The organism is uncultured Psychrobacillus sp., from assembly GCF_938022135.1.
Lineage (GTDB): Bacteria > Bacillota > Bacilli > Bacillales_A > Planococcaceae > Psychrobacillus.
Genome location: NZ_CALIED010000010.1, coordinates 116,195 through 133,999, shown reverse-complemented (window position 1 = coordinate 133,999; position 17,805 = coordinate 116,195). Strand labels below are relative to the sequence as shown.

Below are 17,805 nucleotides of genomic sequence, written 5' to 3'. Positions count from 1 at the left end.
ATTTAATAAACTAGAGGAGGTTACTAATGGGCACTCAAGAAGGAATATATATTCGTCTTCTTCAAATGAAAGATACAGAAGCGGCACTGGACTTAGAAATAAGAAACAAGGAATTTTTCAAGCACTATTCAGTTTTAAGAGAGCCGGATTTTTACACATATGAAAAAATAAAGGAACGCATTGAAAATGGGATAACAGGTGCAACAAATGATACATTGTATGCGTTCGGCATCTTTTTATCCAAAACAGATGAATTAATTGGCAATGTTGCCCTATCACACATCTCTCGAGGTCCAGCTCAAAGTTGTATGATTGGTTACACCTTAGACGAACAGCAAAATGGGAAGGGCTACATGACGGAAGCAGTTAAGATGGCCGTTGCTTATGGCTTTGAAACATTAAAATTACATAGAATCGAGGCTGGAGTTATGCCCCACAATACACCTTCAATAAAAGTGTTGGAAAAAGCAGGCTTTCATAAAGAAGGGATTGCTAAAGAAAATGTACAAATAAATGGTAAATGGCAAGACCATCTCATCTTAGCTATTATTAATCAAGAAAATTAAGAGGGCTTTAAGTAATTAGAGTTTTATAGGAGACAAAGAAAATGATAGATATGAAAAGAATTAGTTTAGAGCCTGGCAAAAGAGTAATAGTGATCTCGGATATACATGCAAACTTACAGCTATTTAAAAAGTTATTAGACAGAGTCAATTACCAGCTGGATGATTATCTATTTATTAATGGGGACTTATGCGAAAAAGGAGATAACAGCTTAGAGGTTGTGGAATTTGTCCGCTCGCTTCAAAAGAGCTCAAGCAACGTTTTTATTGTCAAAGGTAATTGTGACGTTGTTCATCGGTACGTTTTTCAAGAAAGTGAAGGAATAATTCCTTACATGAAAAGTCGAAAATCTATTTTAAATGAGATGCTTGCAAAGAATAACAAGCGTGTTGAGGAATTTAATAGCGTAAAACACTTGTCAACGTATTATAAAGCACATTTTCAAGACATAATTGATTGGCTAGAAGCTCTACCGGTCGCTTATGAAACCGATGATTTTATCATCATTCATGCAGGAATTGATCCTAAAACAGATTGGAAGCAAACGGACGAAAAAATTGCTTTATATACCTCCTTTTTTCTAGATAAATCTCATCAGGCAGGTAAGCCAGTAATTGTTGGTCATTGGCCAGTGATTAACTACAGAGCAACCGATGTAAGCTCCCATAACCCTTTGGTAGATTTAGAGAAGAATATAATAGCCATTGATGGTGGAAACCAACTGAAACAAGACGGTCAGTTGAATGCTTTAATCATTCAGGACGGGACATATTCCTATACATTTGTGGACAGTCTTAATCATTACATAATAATAGAACATGATCATATGGCTGACTTAAACAGAACTGGTACAGTCACTTATCCTAATTACGAATTAAAAATAATGAAAAGGGGGGCATTTTTTACACGATGTCAAAATGTACTCCTAGGAACAGAACAATGGATTAAAAATGAATATATTATAGAAAAAAATGATTCCATCCTATGTAAAACAGATGTAAGCACTACCTTCCTTCCGGTAAAGCGAGGAGAAAAGGTTTGGGTAGTTGATGACACATGTGAAGGATATATCCTTGTTAAAAATGAAAATGGAGAAATAGGATGGATTGAACGTTGAGAGATGCTTAATGACTGTTTTGTAATTTTATCCAACTACCACAATCAATCGAATTGTTGGTAGTTTTTTGAATTAATATATATTTTAACCTAGTTAGATGGTATATTAATTATAAGTTTTTTGAATATTTGTTTACAATTCTTTTCGGCAAAAGAAAGCAACACTTAGTACCATATTAAAATTTTTAAAAATTATACATTACGAGTCCATACATAGGAGTGTTTTATAGTGAGCCAAAAATGGTTGGAATGGGCCAAACGAATACAAGCATTATCACAATCTGGATTGGCTTTTTCAAAGGATATATACGATATCGAGCGATATGAAGAGTTAAGAGCTATAAGTGTTGAAATTTTGGCGGAGCATACGGGTTTAGAATTTCAAAAGGTAAGTGATTTATTTGCTACAGATAAGGGATATCAAACACCAAAAGTAGACGTGCGTGGGGTAGTTTTTAAGGACAATCAAATTTTAATGGTTCGTGAAAGCCTGGACAACAAATGGGCATTACCGGGTGGTTTTTGTGATATCGGATTATCCGCAGCGGAAAATATCGTAAAGGAAATAAAAGAGGAATCTGGTTATGAAGTAAGGCCAGTAAAATTGCTTGCATTAATGGATAAGGACAAGCATCCCCATCCACCTGAGGCTTACCATTACTATAAAATTTTTATTCGTTGTGAAATTACTGGAGGGGCACCTGCTAGCGGAGTGGAGACAAATCATGTTCAATTCTTTTCTCCAACTAACTTACCTACACTATCTACTAACAGAAATACAGAATCTCAGATTAAGACTATGTTTGAATTTCTCATTAATCCAGATAAAGAAACGATCTTCGATTAACGTATGGAGGTACATGAGCCGATGATATATGTAGTACGACACGGAGAAACAGATTTAAATAAGGAAGGTCGCTTACAAGGTAGAAACGGCCTCCCATTAAATGAAAAAGGAAAACAGCAAGCTGAATACGTAAGAAAACTTTTAAAAGAAGTTCCTTTTCACTTAGTTTTTTCTTCCCCTCAGGAAAGAGCAATACAAACTGCAGAAATTGTAACGGGTAGAACAGCTACCATAGATTCCAGGCTAGATGTTTTTGATTTGGGTGGGGCAGACAGAGTAAAAAAAGAAGAAGTGAAGCTGGCAGGTGCGATACCTGATCCAACTATTTATAAGGGTGTGGAAGATATCACTATATATGTTACACGAGTATTTGATTTCATGTTTCACCTAGAAAAGACATACAACAAGTTTCAAGGAAATATACTCATCTCTGGGCACCGTTGTACGACAGGTTGTATAGGTGCTTATTTTGAAGGTATACCGAAAGATAAAAATATCTTACGCTATTCCTCAAATAATGGAGAGTTCAAAGTCTATACCTTTAAGGAGGAGTTACATGTTCATTGTTAATGTGGAGGGTGCTATATATAAAGAAGGAAAGTGGCTTCTAGTGAAACGAAGTGAGCAGGAGGAGCATGGTGCGGGAGGCCTGGCTCTTGTTGGTGGTAAGGTAGATCAAGAAGGGAATTCAAGTGATATTTTCGAAAGAACGCTAATTCGAGAGATTGATGAAGAGGTAGGCATTGAAGTAACAAATCTTCAATATGTGAATAGCTCGACCTTTATATCAGATACAGGAAAACCTGTTGTAGATATTGTCTTCGTTTGTGACCACTTCTTTGGGGAACCATACGTGAAATGCAAAGAAGAATTAGACGAAGTAATATGGATGACCACGGAAGAAATCTTAAATGGGGAAGAGTTTCCAGATTACCTTAAACGGAATATTACTCAAGCAGAACAGTTAAGAACACTAACAGAACAAATTAAAGTAGGTTAAAATATAGAAGTTACCTCAACTTGTAATTTCAATCCAAAATGGTATAATTTAGAAAAAGTGAGCGATTTTATAATAAAGCAAATACATATATTGTTGTTCAAGGGAGAAAAGAACGGATGGGAAATTCTCAAAGCAGGTTGAAGAAGAAATCTTCTTCTAAAAAGAGAAAGATTAAAAATATAGTATTAATTGGTTTAATGGCATTGACTTCGGCTATTATTTTCTTCGCGATTAATTTATCCTGGGAAGCCAAGCATGCAAACAATAAAATGTTTGTGCCATTGGAAAAAGACCTAAAAGACACTTCGATTAAGAATGAGCTAGTAGCAAAGGCGGATGACTCACCTTTTACTATTCTTTTAACAGGCGTTGAGCGAGGAAAGACGGAAAAATATGGTCGTTCAGATATGCTAATTGTAGCAACTGTTAATCCGTCTACAAACAAAATTTCTATGGTAAGCATCCCTAGAGATACGTTAGTTCATATCGAAGGATTAGACAGGGAAGATAAGATTAACCATGCTTATGCAAACGGGGGAATTGATTGGGTATCAGAAGCAATAGAGACCATGCTAGGTATACCTATCGATTATTATGTCTCCACTGACTTTCAGGGCTTCCAAGATATAGTCGATACCATAGGAGGCGTTGAGGTAGATGTACCTTTTACATTTAAAATTCAACTCGCTAACTTTGAGTGGAAAACTTTTACGGAAGGTCCTATGTTTTTAGAAGGTGACGAGGCACTGGCGTATGTACGAATGCGAAAAAAAGATCCTGAGGGAGATAAGGGCCGTAATGAACGGCAACAGCAAGTTATCGAATCATTATTAAACAAGATGACCAATGTGGGCATGATTACTAAAATTGATGATTTAATAGAGGATGTAGGGGATAATGTCAAAACGAATATCCCGTCCTCAGATTATTTAAAACTAGCCAAAATGTATCAAAAATTTAAAAACAGTCCTATTGAGCATTTACAGTTAGATGGCAGTGGTAAAATGATCTACAGTAAAGAAGCAGGACTGGACCTTTGGTATTTTGTTCCAGAAGAAGACTCACTTAGTAAAGTCGGGGAGCAGCTAAAATCCAACCTAGTTAGTACTACATATAAAGCAGATGTAGAAGAAGTAAAGGATTTATCAATAGGTAAATAAAACGTGTCCGGGTACCATCCCCGGACACGTTTTTTATTTTGAGATAAATTGTTTGCTTCCTAAGTGAACATTTGATATTATAACTGACGAACGTTCGTTAAAAGGAGCGATAGGTGTGAAACATATAGAATTAAAAGAAGCTGCTCTCAAGTATTTTACGATTCATGGATATGAAGGAGCCTCATTATCTCAAATAGCTGAAGAAGTGGGTATGAAAAAACAGTCCATATATGCACACTTTAAAGGAAAAGATGACCTTTTTCTTCAAGTCTTAAGAGATGCCAAGCAAATCGAGCTGAACACAAAGCTTCATTATTTTCGTCCTCTTGATGCTGAAGATCCTTTAAAGGATTTATATGGCTTCTTAAAAATGGTTATTAATCTTTTTCAAAAAGACGAGCATTTAAAATTTTGGCTAAGGATGTCATTTTTTCCTCCAGCGCACTTAGCTAAAGATATCGAAGAAGATGTACTTGATATAGAGAAACAAGTGCAAGCTGTATTAGAAGAAAAATTTCAACAATGGATAGATGCAAAGCTAGTTGACGGTGAGTCAGCATTGATTTTGACATATGCTTTTTTAAGCATGATAGATTCGATGATGCTTGAACTTGTCTATAACAACGATGAGAAGCGTTTATCAGAGAGATTAGATGCCTCCTGGAAGGTATTTTGTCGTGGTATATCTAATCATTAAAGTTAAAGAAAGAAGTGCGTAGGATGAACAAACCATTAAAAGAACAAAAATCCGTAGTTATTATACTTCTTAGCAATATATTCATTGCTTTTTTAGGAGTAGGCTTAGTAATACCTGTTATGCCATCATTTATGAATATCATGAATCTTACAGGAAGTACAATGGGGTATCTAGTTGCGGTATTTGCAGTTGCCCAATTGATAACCTCCCCCTTTGCAGGTCGATGGGTTGATCAAATCGGCCGTAAGAAAATGATTACTCTAGGACTATTATTGTTTGCTATTTCCGAGCTTATTTTTGGAGCTGGAACAAATGTTTGGGTGCTTTACTTATCAAGAGCATTGGGTGGGATTAGTGCAGCCTTTATAATGCCTGGTGTAACTGCTTATATTGCAGATATAACTACGATAAAGGAACGTCCAAAAGCGATGGGCTATATTTCAGCAGCTATTAGTACTGGTTTTATCATTGGACCAGGAATCGGAGGGTTTTTAGCTGAATTTGGCATAAGAGTACCTTTTTACTTTGCAGCAGGTATAGCATTTATTGCTTGTATCACCTCTTTATTTATCCTAAAGGAACCACTCTCTAAAGAAGAGCTTGCAGAAATATCCACTAATAGTAAGCAAACCAATTTTATAGGCGACTTGAATAAATCATTTAAACCAATGTACTTCATAGCCTTTATTATTATATTTGTGTTAGCATTCGGATTATCTGCTTACGAAACTGTGTTCAGTTTATTTTCTGATCATAAATTTGGCTTCACTCCAAAGGACATTGCTCTCATTATAACTATCAGCTCGATATTCGGTGTAGTCGTGCAAATATTTATGTTTGGCAAGCTTGTTGATTGGCTAGGAGAAAAAAAGTTAATACAAATCTGTTTAATAGTTGGGGTCTTATTAGCGTTTGTTTCTACAATGGTTACAAGCTTCCTCATGGTACTATTAGTCACAAGTTTTATTTTTCTAGCATTTGATTTACTGCGTCCTGCTTTAACGACATTTTTATCAAGAGCGGGAGGAAAAGAGCAGGGATTTGTTGCGGGCATGAATTCCACTTATACGAGCCTAGGTAATATAGTAGGACCAGCTCTCGGAGGTATTCTTTTCGATGTGAATATTCATTACCCTTACCTGTTTGCCGGACTTGTTATGTTGGTGGGGCTTGTGATCACTGTGTATTGGAAGGATAAGCAATGGGAGACTAGTTTATAAAAAATTTAAAACTATTAAGAAGTATTGCAACGGAAACGTTTAGCAATACTTCTTTTTTGCAGGGATGTATTTCATAGAACGGGAAGAAATCGGAATCTGAGCTAATACCAATTGGCGATATTAAAGGTAAGGTTGATTTTAAATACACATAAAAAAATAAGCTTGGATATTTTTCCTGATTCATTTTACTTTAAAATTATTTTTTATTAACGAACCCTCTAGCTTGATAAGACCTTTTTATATTTTACCTTCTTTTATCCATGTCCGAATTTGGTAACTTCCGAACACTGATGCTAAGAAAAGTAAAAGCATAATTATAACGTAAAGCGAAAGTCTATTGATTTCTAGTAAGCCTTCGCCGGTTGCCACTGTCCAAATGGATAATCCAAATAGCATTAAGTAACAAAATACATTAGGAACAATCCATGCGATTCTTAACTTTGTATTTTTCAAAAAAATTCCCCCTCGGACTATATACGAAAGTCAACATGAATAGATTCCAAATAAATATTTCCTTCTCGAAGTAAAGCACACCGTTATTTCAACAAGAAACGTAGCTCCTTTTAATTATTTTTAGTGAAATTAACCCATTGGTCAGTAGGTCCTGTGTTATCTATTATGAATAAACTACCGTCTTTCTTATAAAGAAAAATTTCATTCCCAGATTCAGCACCATCTCCTAATGCTGTTAATGTGTTTGTTGAGACAATTTGACTCATATCCACTTCATCTTTAGGAATAATCCTTTTAAAAACATACTTCTCACCACCATAATTTATCCATTGCAGTGGAGTAGGTTCGCTAATTTCAGGCTCTTCAGTAGTTTCTTTCTCCGATGAATTGTTACTAATAGCTGATGAATCGTTAGTGCAACCCGATAAGATAGCAATAGCTATTAATGAAAAGAAAAAGTATTTTATTCTAATACGATTTTCCTCCTTTTCCCAATAAGTCGTTAATTTTCAGTTAAAGTTTCATTTATTGTTATTAAACTAACCAGCGTCGCCGCCTAATCAACATATATTATTCTCTCTATTATTGTTCACGTTTTTACAAAATATCAGGAGTAGTTATTTCAATTTAAAGGAGTTAACTATTCTGATATGGAATACTAATATAGGATCTTCCATAAGGGTGTCTACCTTGAATTAATTTTGCATCGTAGTCATTTTGATATTTCTTTTTATGGCTATTCTTATATAGCTTTGGTAGAAGGCTGAAATGTATGATTTACAAAAGTAGGATATTAGCAGTTTAGAAAATAGGGGGCATTGTATGTGGACGCAAGGTTTTATTGAGACGACTAGAGGTACATTTGAATTATTTGAGAAAGGTTCTGGACCACCTATGGCTATTACTCACCTTTATAGTGCGTTTGATAGTCGAGGAAATCATTTTGCAAATCCTTTCACAGACCATTACCATGTCTATTTGATAAACCTTAGAGGTGCCGGAAATTCCGTACAGGCTAAAGAGGAATCGGAATATAGCATGGATGAATCGGTATTAGATTTAGAGGCAATACGGATAGCCTTGAATATAGATACATGGGCATTTGGTGGACATTCCACAGGGGGCATGCTTGCTTTAAAATATGCTACATTAGCTCAGAAGTCATTAGACAAAATAGTAGCAGGTGGAGCTTCTGCTAGTGTTGCTTATAGTCAGGATGTAGAAAGTATTTATAATCAACAAAACCCTAATTTTAAAAGAATAATAGAAATAATGGATTTACTAAACGATGTACAAACTCCAATCGAAATTCGCCAAAGTATAAGCTATGAATGGACTTTGATGTCTTATCATAAAGAGGAGAACTTAAAGGAAGCCTTAAGGACACCTAACAGTGGAAAGACAGTGGGGCCAAGGCTTGATTATTTTAGAAAAGTAGAATGTGCTACATATGATATTCGAGAAGAATTGAAAAGTGTCTATATACCTGCGTACATATATGCTGGAAGATTTGATACACAATGTCCGTATAAGTATGGAGAAGAGATAGCTCGATTATTGCCTAATTCAACGTTTGTTTCTTTTAATGAAAGTAATCACTTTCCTTATTCAGAGGAAGCAGAAAAATTTCATAAATTCGTGATCCAAACACTTGATTAGATAGCTCTGCACTTGAAATATCATAAGACATTTTTATTAGCAAATAAATTTTAGGAGTATGGTCTAGATGAATATACTAAGACTAAAAGAAGAGTGGCTAATGGAAGAAGCGAAAAGCTTTAAAGGATGGGATTTTTCTCATTTAAAAAACCGTTGGGAAGAGCAAGCGACACCATGGGATTATCGAAAAATTATAGATCAATACTTATCTAATGAGCATTCTCTTCTAGATATGGGAACAGGTGGAGGTGAGTTCCTGCTCACCTTAGGTCATCCCTATGAAAATACATCCATTACAGAAGGGTGGGAGCCCAATATAAATTTATGCAAAGAGACTTTGGAGCCATTAGGGATACATGTTAAGCAGGTGTTTGATGACAATCTATTACCTTTTGAGGACCAAACCTTTGATGTTATTATTAATCGCCATGAATCCTATAATTTGAAGGAAGTTCGAAGAGTTCTTAAAAAAGACGGCATCTTTATAACCCAGCAGGTAGGGGGAAGGGATAATGAGTGGCTTTCTAACAATTTAATCCCTAACTTCAAGTCTCTATATCCTAATTTCTCTCTCGAGAACGAAGCCCAAAAGTTTACGGCTGAAGGATTTTCTTTACTATATAAAAACGAATCATATCCTTCGTTGAAGTTTAGGGATGTCGGAGCAATTGTGTACTATGCAAAAATTATAGATTGGGAATTTCCAGGATTTACAGTCGACTCCTGTCTGGAACGATTAATAGAATTAGAGAAAATGAAGGAAAGTCAAGGATATATAGAAAGTCTACAACATCGCTTTATATTAGTGGCGAAAAACGGGTGAATAAAAATATTTAACAAGAAAATTGTCATTAAATTATATTCATTTAATAAACGATATAATCCCGAATAAATGCACTATTTCTCTATGAATATGATTATCTAGCAAATCATGTGCCTGCATTTAATTTCACATAAGCCATTAAAATATTATTTAAATCTATTGAATTTAATGTTCCGCGATAAGTTTCCGCATCTTCAAGATTAAAATATTCTTCAGAATCTATTTCTGCATAGGATGGTTTGTCGAGCATAGCTTCTTGCCAATATGTAATTTTAACGCGATTAGGATACCTATTAGTTGGAGCGGTACCAGTAATCTTTACCATAAGGGCTAAAGCAGTACCATCTTGAGAAACTGAAATAATTAATGCCGGTCGACCTTTTGCAGAAGAACCGTCCGCAGGAAGTGGTGGTTTAAATGGAAAAACAACATCGTAGATATCCCGGCTTTCATTAGTCTTCTAGCCACCTCTTATGATTCGGATTATTATAGTCAAAATTAGTAATTACTCCTGCTTTATTTACTTTAAGTACTTCTGTATTATTTTTAAATTTTATTTGAGCTATTTGATTGGAAAGTAATTCATTTTTCATTTCTAAACTTATTTTTCTATTTTGACGACCTAGTTTAACTCTTCTCGAAGATGGAACTCTCGCTAATTTAATCATCTTCTTTTCCCTCCTTTTCCTCATTTACAGCACATCCTTCATATTTATTATACATAGTATATGCTGTAAGAATTAAAAATAACCTTTTCTTACTTATATATTACCCAATCTCAAGATAAATAGTCAATACTTGGAAAAAAGTTGGACACTGCTTATGTGACAATCCACATGCTTCAAATAATTATTGTAATCCATATATAGCTAAATGAGCGATAAATTAGGCAATACGTACTCACTAGTGTTTTAAATTTTACTTTTGTATTCATTTATAAATGAGTAATTTTTTTATTTATTGATTGTAGGGCAGGCGGCGACTCCAGTAGGATGAGGGAGACAGATAAGACATCACAACCACGCGCGTTAGCGATGGGTGATGGCTTATCGCTCACCCCACGGAAAGCGTCCGAGATATGAGCGGAAACCAATTCTACTTTACACATAAAAAAATAATCCTACTTCAACAATTAATTTTAGGTAAATTAGCATATCTTGGACTAGCCTTTTTAACTGAAATGTCGTTTCTGCCTTACATAGTAAAGGAAATAACCCTCTACACATCGAATTAGTAAAATACTAATCCCGTGTGTAGGGGGTTAATCGTTTTATAAGAACATAAAGGGGGGAAGGAAAAGAACGTTGTTAAGGAATTAGCCTGTATAAAATACTTTAAAAGGGGAGATATAAAAATGACTAATTATACACCCAAGAAAAAATATTATATTCCAACTAACATTGAAGATAAACTTTCAAAGGATTTCGTTCAAGGAATAACACGTAATTTTGAAATGTTAGATGAAATGGATGGTGGAACAGCTAAGACGATTAAGGCCGACACAACCGGACGGACAATGATTCAAGAATTAATCCAACTTGCTTTTGATCACGCTAGAGATGGAGACACGTTAATTCTCCCACCAGGGCGTTATTGGCTAGAAAAAAACAACAAACTAAAGGATTTTCCAAATAATGACCAGCCATGCCTGCTCCTTAGAGGGAAAAAAAGAGTGCATTTAGTTGGCTACGGTGCAGTATTGTTTACAAGGACACATGCCCAAGGAATTTTAGAGCTTCAGCAATGTGAGGATTGTGTAATCGAGGGGATTACGTTTGAAGGGTATGGGGAATTTCCGGGCATAGATCCAGTCACAGGATATGGGGAAAAAGGAACGAAAGCTGGAGGATATCCCACGTCTGGTTTTTGGAACTACCGTAAAAATAATAGCTTTGATACAAGCGAGCGCGCAAGAAATGATGGAAAACCTTTTGGAATATTTGGTGGCGGGTTCATCGGGAATGTCGGCAGCGGAGTATTAGTGCATCGTGGCTGCAAAAATGTTCTATTTAAGTCATGTGAGAGTAGTGGTTTTAACTTTTCTGGTTTTGCAGTTGGTCATTTGGGAGACTATTTGCCAACAGATTTACAATACGAGGATAACAAAGACATTACCTTTCTAGAATGTAATGCCCATGACAATTACTCAAGTAATTTTGTTTTTTCTGCAGTGGAGAGACCGAGAGTGATTAATTGTATAAGCGATCGAGCTGGTCATCCAAACGCCTCTAAGCTGCATACGTATGTTGATCCGGGTTATGGAATAAATGCTCTTGGGACTATGTTTCCTAAGGCAAACGACCTTTTAGTAACTGGATGTACATTAAGAGGAAATAAGCGAAAAGCAATCGATGGACACGCAGCAGGTGGCTTAATCGCAACTGATAATTTAATCTCGGACTCCATGGTCGGTGGTGTGTTCTATAAATGGACGAATGTGGACCAGTTTACGAAAGACTGCATCGTAGTGAACAATAAAATTGAAGATTGTGGCTATGCTAAAAATCCACTTGGAGCGATATATGTTGGTGGGGTACAACGAGAATCAAGGGAAAATCAAGAAATGAATACGATAATCTCAAACAATCATATAAAGAATTGTTTTGGAACCGAGGGTGTGATTTTTGCTGGAGCATTTGATCGACTGATTATTGAGGGAAATATCGTTCATGGCACACCACGGGAGTTAGACGTAGCTAACACTACTTTTGAGCCATACGTTATGTATGTTGGATATTCGATTGCTACACAGCCAAACTTTGCTGGTAATATATCTAATAACGTAATTGATGTAAATCATCCACAAATAGCTGGAGGGATTTTAGTTCGAAATTTGGAGGACGGCTCTGTTCTAGGTAACACGATTAAAACACAGAATCCATTGACTCTTTACGGCTTAAGATTATGGAACTGTAAGGACGTAGGGGCAGTTGGGAATACGATTAAAATGGGTCCAGAAGGAATACCTTTGGATGCAGAAACAACAGGGGTAGTAGCACACAACACATTGTTTGGAGGAAATGCTGCATTTCAGCCTCTTCAGGGTCAATCAATTTTCTTTACTATCAATGCAAATAACGGGAATGGTGCGGTGCAATTTAAAAGCGGACAATCTTATATTTCAATCATAGAAAGCAATGAAAAAGGACTAGAGGTTAAGCTTCGAAATACCTCTCCTGGTATTCAGCCAATGGTGAAGGTTTCCCAAACGGGAGAAAAGGGGCTTATTGCTTCCGAGCAATTCATCAATTATATTTATACCCATCAAGTATCTCAACAAAGTATCATTATTGGTATAAAGGCTGACAAAGAGTCTAATCATATACCTTTTGCAAATATGACCCATGGTGGTCTTGAAATTGAAATTATTATTTAGGTGAGAAAAATAGTTTGACAATTTAAAGTATTCCTATTAACATAGACAATAACTTTTATGTTCGGGTAAAGGCAGAAGGCATTGAGAGCAATGTCGCCATTAGAACAGACGAGTCGAGATGAGTATAGCTGAGAAATTGTTTAAATAAGAGAAGTAGCATCAGTGATGCAATTAAGAGAGTCAGTGGTAGGTGTGAACTGATTTGCAACTGATGTGAATGGACTTATCAGAGCTACCTTGATAACATTTTTGTTTTAGAGGTAGACGTATTTCCTACGTTATAAGGAACAAAGGGGGAGTATATATACTCCAACTAGAGGTGGCAACGCGGTTAACATCGTCCTCTTCATGGGAATTTTTATATTCCTATGGAGAGGATTTTTTTATTTAGCTGAGATGAGACGAGGAGAGATTAGATGAGAGAGTATATTGAACAGGTGAATAATAATGAGCATTTATCATTCGAGGAAATGAAGGAAGCTTCCAGAATTATTTTTGAGGAAAGTACAGATTTAAACTTGATACAGGAATTTTTGATTGCTTTATCTAAAAAAGGAGAAACGGCAAACGAAGTAGCAGCCCTTGCTACGGTAATAAAATCTTTAGCCGTCAAGGTAGATGTACCCTCCGGTAATTATATGGATAATTGCGGAACTGGAGGTGACGGATCTAATAGCTTTAATATTAGTACGGCCTCAGCGTTTGTTATGGCAGGTGCGGGTGTAAAGGTAGCTAAGCACGGGAATCGAAAAATCTCCAGTGCATCTGGAAGTACAGATGTATTAGAGGCACTGGGAATAGAATCTATGATTGATATACAAGATTCTTTAAATATATTAAAAAATGAAGGCATTACATTTTTATATGCACCAATCGTACATCCGAAACTAAGAAGAATCGGCCTAGTAAGGCAGCAAATAGGTAAACCAACTATCTTTAATCTCGTTGGTCCACTTACAAACCCAGTTCCACTCATCAGTCAATACACCGGCATTAACCGGCCAGACTTTACGATGGAATATGGGAAGGTACTACATATGCTTGGAAGAGAACGAGCAATTGTAGTTTGCGGGACAGGAGGTATGGATGAGGCTTCCCTAGCAGGCAGTAATTCTTTCGTGTTAGTAGAAAAGGGGGACTTGATTCCTTTCACCCTTTCTCCTGAGGATGTCGGCCTAACCACATATCCAGCCTCAGCTGTACAAGGAGGAACTGCTCAGGAAAATGCCATTATAATGCGGAACTTGCTTAACGGTAAGCAAGATGCTTATTTTGATAGCGTTATATTTAACGCAGGTATCGGTCTTTTTGCCAATGGAGTTGTTAATAATATACCTGAGGGTGTAAAACTAGCTAAAGACAGCATTCTCTCTGGCAAAGCTTTTGATAAATTGGAGGCGGTTATCGCCTATAGCTCCTCTGCAGCGCAGGAGGTAATACTATGACTACGATTCTCGAAAAAATTCTTAAAGAAAAAGAGAGCTTTGTTAATCAGTTGATGCAAAAAAAGCTACCGATATCTAAAAAAGATATTAAAAGATCTTCTCTTTTTGAGCTTTTATATAAGAACAAGCAGCTCCAAGTCATTGCAGAGATTAAACGAGCATCCCCTTCCAAGGGTTTAATTCAAGGCATGGTTGACCCTGCTCACCAAGCTTTTCTCTACCAAAATTCCGGGGCTGCCTGCATATCCGTTTTAACCGATACTCCTTTCTTTCAAGGTAGTTTTGAAGATTTAATGACTGTAGCAGATACAGTAGACATACCGATTTTGTGCAAGGACTTTATCATACACGAAATACAAATAGATTTTGCTAAAAGTGCTGGTGCGTCTGTCATTCTTCTCATTGTCGCAGCACTTTCAAAGGAAAAGTTAACAGATTTATATGCATATGCAGTGTCAAATGGTCTAGAGGTGCTAGTAGAAGTTCATAACGCCCGAGAGCTTGATGTAGCACTTCAATTAGATGCAAAACTTATTGGAGTGAATAACAGAGACTTACATTCATTTGAAGTTCATTTAACTAATACCGCTGATTTGGCAAAGCATTTTCCATTTCAAGAGAAAAGGGTGTTAATCAGTGAAAGCGGTATATGGACTGCAGAGGATGCCAAAAGAGTTGCGGGCTATGGTGCCAGTGCAGTACTAGTAGGGGAAGCCTTAATGAGAAGCGGTAAAGTGCAGGAGTCTATCCGTAGCTTACAAGTTGAACGGGAAGTGGTTGTCCTATGACTAAGGTGAAGATATGTGGTTTGATGCAGAAAAGTCATGTGATTGCAGCAGTAGAAGCCGGCGCCGATGCCGTAGGCTTTGTTTTTGCACCTAGCAAAAGGAGAATCACAATAGACCGGGCGCATGAGCTAGCAAAACTAGTTCCAGCAGAGTTGTTAAAAATAGGAGTGTTTGTTAATCCGGAGGTAGAGGAACTGGAACAAGCAATCCGTGAAGTCCCTCTGGATTATATACAATTACATGGTAATGAGGGATCCGAATTAATAGAGGCTGTTAAGTTTCCCACTATTAAAGCAATTGCTATTAGAGAAGAACAGGACGTTGAGAAAGCGAGTAATTTTGATACAGAATATATGCTTTTTGATGCCCCAGGCACGAATTATATGGGCGGTAGTGGTATGACCTTTGACTGGAAGCTTTTAAATGGACACCGAATATCCCCTAAGCGAGTAATTTTGGCCGGTGGGCTGAATGTATCTAACGTAAAAGAGGCTATTGAAAGAGTAAAGCCTTTTATGGTGGATGTATCCAGTGGAGTTGAGATAGATGGAAAAAAAGATGAGCAATTGATACGTGAATTTATACTTACGGTCAAGGATGAGGAGAGATGAGCATGGTACAAACGAAGGCTGGACGATATGGACGTTTTGGGGGGCAGTATGTCCCGGAAACATTAATGACTGCATTAGGGGAATTAGAGGCTGCCTATGAATTAGCAATCCAAGATGCCTCCTTTTTAGAGGAAGTGAACTATTACCTAAAAGATTATGTTGGAAGAGAGACACCTTTATATTTTGCAGAAAGACTCACCAAGGAAATAGGTGGGGCAAGAATTTTATTGAAACGCGAAGATTTAAATCATACTGGTGCACACAAAATTAATAATACGATTGGGCAGGCATTACTCGCTGTTAGAATGGGAAAGAAAAAGATTGTAGCTGAAACAGGTGCAGGTCAGCATGGAGTCGCAACCGCTACTGTTTGTGCCCTATTCAACCTCGAATGTATCGTTTTTATGGGGAAAGAGGATGTACGCAGACAGCAACTGAATGTTTTTCGAATGGAGCTACTAGGTGCCAAGGTAGTGTCAGTAGATCAAGGCTCTGGAACCTTAAAGGATGCAGTCAATGAAGCTCTTAGGTACTGGGTAGCCAATGTAGAGGACACCCATTATATATTAGGATCTGCCCTTGGTCCTCACCCATTCCCTAGAATAGTTCGCGACTTTCAACGTGTCATTGGTGTTGAAACTAGGAAGCAAATAGTTGAAAAGGAAGGGAAGCTACCGGATGCCATCGTAGCCTGTGTTGGCGGAGGAAGTAACGCCATTGGAATGTTTCATCCATTTATAGACGATATAAACGTTGCTTTATACGGAGTTGAGGCAGCGGGAGAAGGTATCGAAACTGGAAAGCATGCTGCAGCCATTGCAGGCGCTAAAGAAGGTGTACTACATGGTGCGTATATGTATATCCTCCAGGATGATGATGGATTTATACAGGAGGCACATTCTATTTCAGCTGGGTTAGATTATCCGGCAGCTGGGCCAGAGCATAGTTATTTAAACGATATTGGAAGAGTGAAGTATGATGCAGTAAGAGATTCTGAAGCATTAGAAGGATTACAATTACTCGCCAGAACAGAAGGCATTATCCCAGCCTTAGAAAGTGCCCATGCTATCTATTATGCAGCCAACCTGGCTAAAGAAATGAGTCCTGAAGAAACACTAGTTATCTGTCTATCTGGTCGTGGGGATAAGGATGTCCATACAGTCAGAGATGCTTTAGGAGGGTTGAATCATGACTAAAAAGAAAAGGAAACTTGAACAGGCAATAGTAAGCTGCTTAAAAAATGGACAAAAAGCTTTCGTTCCTTACATTATGGCAGGGGATGGTGGTCTAGATAAGTTGAAGGATAGAATTCTATTCCTTCAAAAGGCAGGAGCTACTGCTATTGAATTAGGAATTCCATTTTCAGATCCGGTAGCGGATGGACCAACTATTCAACAAGCGGGCGAAAGAGCTCTTCAAAGCGGAGCTACCTTAAAAAATATCATGAGGGAATTAGAGGATTTCTTTCATGAGGTGACTATACCTTTGATTCTAATGACATATTATAATCCTTTATTAAGCTATGGATTAAGTAATTTTGCAAAGGATTGTCATCATCTTGGTATTGGTGGCTTAATCGTCCCTGATGTGCCTTACGAGGAAAGTGAGTCTTTACGGACAGTACTTAGTGAAACGGACGTAGCATTAGTGCCACTTGTGTCTTTGACAAGTCCTAAAGAACGTATCAAGAAAATCGTAGATGCTGGTGAAGGATTTATATATGCAGTCAGCATCAATGGCATAACTGGGGCTCGGACTGAATTGAATAATAATTTAGGTGAGTACCTCTCTTCTATTAAAGAAATAAGTAATTTACCAGTGATGGTGGGGTTTGGGATATCTACTCCCGATCAAGTAGAAAAAATGACCGAAATAGCAGACGGGGTTATTGTTGGTAGTGCAATTGTAGAGGCGTTTAATGAAGGAGATTCTGAGCAAATAAAAAATTTAATAAACGCTTCCAAAAGTAAAATAATTTCTTGAATAAGCTTAGCAATCCGATAAAAAAGACATCGGATTGCTATTTCTTTATAAAATGGTTTGTGG

General features: G+C 37.0%; 19 protein-coding genes and 1 other annotated feature. Of the genes, 16 read left to right on the top strand and 3 right to left on the bottom strand.

The annotated features are described in order from the left end of the window. Nucleotides 1-26 precede the first annotated feature (26 nt). From Q0371_RS01900 to Q0371_RS01865, 8 genes are all read left to right on the top strand, one after another. The gene (locus Q0371_RS01900; protein WP_298467589.1) at nucleotides 27-566 is read left to right on the top strand and encodes a GNAT family protein; all 540 of its coding nucleotides are present in this window, start codon (nucleotides 27-29) and stop codon (nucleotides 564-566) included. Nucleotides 567-607: 41 nt separating this feature from the next. Further along, the gene (locus tag Q0371_RS01895) at nucleotides 608-1,681 is read left to right on the top strand and encodes a metallophosphoesterase (protein WP_298467586.1); all 1,074 of its coding nucleotides are present in this window, start codon (nucleotides 608-610) and stop codon (nucleotides 1,679-1,681) included. A gap of 228 nt (nucleotides 1,682-1,909) precedes the next feature. Then, the gene (locus Q0371_RS01890; protein WP_298467582.1) at nucleotides 1,910-2,527 is read left to right on the top strand and encodes an NUDIX hydrolase; all 618 of its coding nucleotides are present in this window, start codon (nucleotides 1,910-1,912) and stop codon (nucleotides 2,525-2,527) included. A gap of 21 nt (nucleotides 2,528-2,548) precedes the next feature. Continuing rightward, nucleotides 2,549-3,097, top strand: a complete 549-nt coding sequence (locus tag Q0371_RS01885; protein WP_298467580.1) for a histidine phosphatase family protein — start codon at nucleotides 2,549-2,551, stop codon at nucleotides 3,095-3,097. Further along, the gene (locus Q0371_RS01880; protein ID WP_298467578.1) at nucleotides 3,084-3,527 is read left to right on the top strand and encodes an NUDIX domain-containing protein; all 444 of its coding nucleotides are present in this window, start codon (nucleotides 3,084-3,086) and stop codon (nucleotides 3,525-3,527) included. Before Q0371_RS01885 ends, Q0371_RS01880 begins: the two co-directional genes overlap by 14 nt. A 116-nt stretch (nucleotides 3,528-3,643) precedes the next feature. Beyond that, the gene (locus Q0371_RS01875; RefSeq protein ID WP_298467573.1) at nucleotides 3,644-4,687 is read left to right on the top strand and encodes an LCP family protein; all 1,044 of its coding nucleotides are present in this window, start codon (nucleotides 3,644-3,646) and stop codon (nucleotides 4,685-4,687) included. A gap of 115 nt (nucleotides 4,688-4,802) precedes the next feature. Then, complete coding sequence (locus Q0371_RS01870; RefSeq protein WP_251553078.1) at nucleotides 4,803-5,384, top strand: TetR/AcrR family transcriptional regulator; 582 nt, start codon at nucleotides 4,803-4,805, stop codon at nucleotides 5,382-5,384. Nucleotides 5,385-5,407: 23 nt separating this feature from the next. After that, complete coding sequence (locus Q0371_RS01865) at nucleotides 5,408-6,604, top strand: MFS transporter (RefSeq protein WP_298467569.1); 1,197 nt, start codon at nucleotides 5,408-5,410, stop codon at nucleotides 6,602-6,604. A 237-nt stretch (nucleotides 6,605-6,841) separates the two neighbouring features. Here the strand turns inward: Q0371_RS01865 and Q0371_RS01860 are convergent, their stop codons facing one another. Next, nucleotides 6,842-7,057 carry a hypothetical protein gene (locus tag Q0371_RS01860; protein WP_298467567.1) on the bottom strand — a complete coding sequence of 72 codons (216 nt, stop codon included), beginning with the start codon at nucleotides 7,055-7,057 and terminating at the stop codon, nucleotides 6,842-6,844. A 110-nt stretch (nucleotides 7,058-7,167) separates the two neighbouring features. Further along, nucleotides 7,168-7,323, bottom strand: coding sequence for a hypothetical protein (locus Q0371_RS01855; RefSeq protein WP_251553080.1), 156 nt, complete (start codon nucleotides 7,321-7,323; stop codon nucleotides 7,168-7,170). Between the two features lie 556 nt (nucleotides 7,324-7,879). Between Q0371_RS01855 and Q0371_RS01850 the strand changes: the two genes are divergently transcribed. Both Q0371_RS01850 and Q0371_RS01845 read left to right on the top strand, forming a co-directional pair. After that, nucleotides 7,880-8,716: an alpha/beta hydrolase gene (locus tag Q0371_RS01850; protein ID WP_298467564.1), complete on the top strand. Its 837-nt coding sequence runs from the start codon at nucleotides 7,880-7,882 to the stop codon at nucleotides 8,714-8,716. 67 nt (nucleotides 8,717-8,783) lie between these two features. After that, nucleotides 8,784-9,539, top strand: coding sequence for a class I SAM-dependent methyltransferase (locus tag Q0371_RS01845; protein ID WP_298467561.1), 756 nt, complete (start codon nucleotides 8,784-8,786; stop codon nucleotides 9,537-9,539). A 452-nt stretch (nucleotides 9,540-9,991) separates the two neighbouring features. Here the strand turns inward: Q0371_RS01845 and Q0371_RS01840 are convergent, their stop codons facing one another. Continuing rightward, the gene (locus Q0371_RS01840; protein ID WP_298467558.1) at nucleotides 9,992-10,207 is read right to left on the bottom strand and encodes a hypothetical protein; all 216 of its coding nucleotides are present in this window, start codon (nucleotides 10,205-10,207) and stop codon (nucleotides 9,992-9,994) included. A 686-nt stretch (nucleotides 10,208-10,893) separates the two neighbouring features. Here Q0371_RS01840 and Q0371_RS01835 point away from each other — a divergent pair. From Q0371_RS01835 to trpA, 6 genes are all read left to right on the top strand, one after another. Continuing rightward, nucleotides 10,894-12,915 (top strand): hypothetical protein, encoded by a 2,022-nt coding sequence (locus tag Q0371_RS01835; RefSeq protein WP_298467555.1) that lies wholly within the window; start codon nucleotides 10,894-10,896, stop codon nucleotides 12,913-12,915. Between the two features lie 131 nt (nucleotides 12,916-13,046). Then, nucleotides 13,047-13,263, top strand: a binding site (T-box leader). 68 nt (nucleotides 13,264-13,331) lie between these two features. Next, the gene (gene trpD, locus Q0371_RS01830; protein ID WP_298467552.1) at nucleotides 13,332-14,360 is read left to right on the top strand and encodes an anthranilate phosphoribosyltransferase; all 1,029 of its coding nucleotides are present in this window, start codon (nucleotides 13,332-13,334) and stop codon (nucleotides 14,358-14,360) included. Then, entirely contained in the window at nucleotides 14,357-15,148 is a 792-nt protein-coding gene (gene trpC, locus Q0371_RS01825; RefSeq protein WP_298467549.1) for an indole-3-glycerol phosphate synthase TrpC, read from the top strand. Before trpD ends, trpC begins: the two co-directional genes overlap by 4 nt. Further along, nucleotides 15,145-15,759 (top strand): phosphoribosylanthranilate isomerase, encoded by a 615-nt coding sequence (locus Q0371_RS01820; RefSeq protein ID WP_298467545.1) that lies wholly within the window; start codon nucleotides 15,145-15,147, stop codon nucleotides 15,757-15,759. Before trpC ends, Q0371_RS01820 begins: the two co-directional genes overlap by 4 nt. Beyond that, a complete protein-coding gene (trpB, locus tag Q0371_RS01815; RefSeq protein ID WP_298467542.1) occupies nucleotides 15,756-16,955 on the top strand; it encodes a tryptophan synthase subunit beta in 1,200 nt (399 codons plus the stop codon). The genes Q0371_RS01820 and trpB overlap by 4 nt, the downstream gene beginning before the upstream one ends. Continuing rightward, nucleotides 16,948-17,742, top strand: a complete 795-nt coding sequence (trpA, locus tag Q0371_RS01810) for a tryptophan synthase subunit alpha (RefSeq protein ID WP_298467539.1) — start codon at nucleotides 16,948-16,950, stop codon at nucleotides 17,740-17,742. Before trpB ends, trpA begins: the two co-directional genes overlap by 8 nt. Nucleotides 17,743-17,805 lie beyond the last annotated feature (63 nt).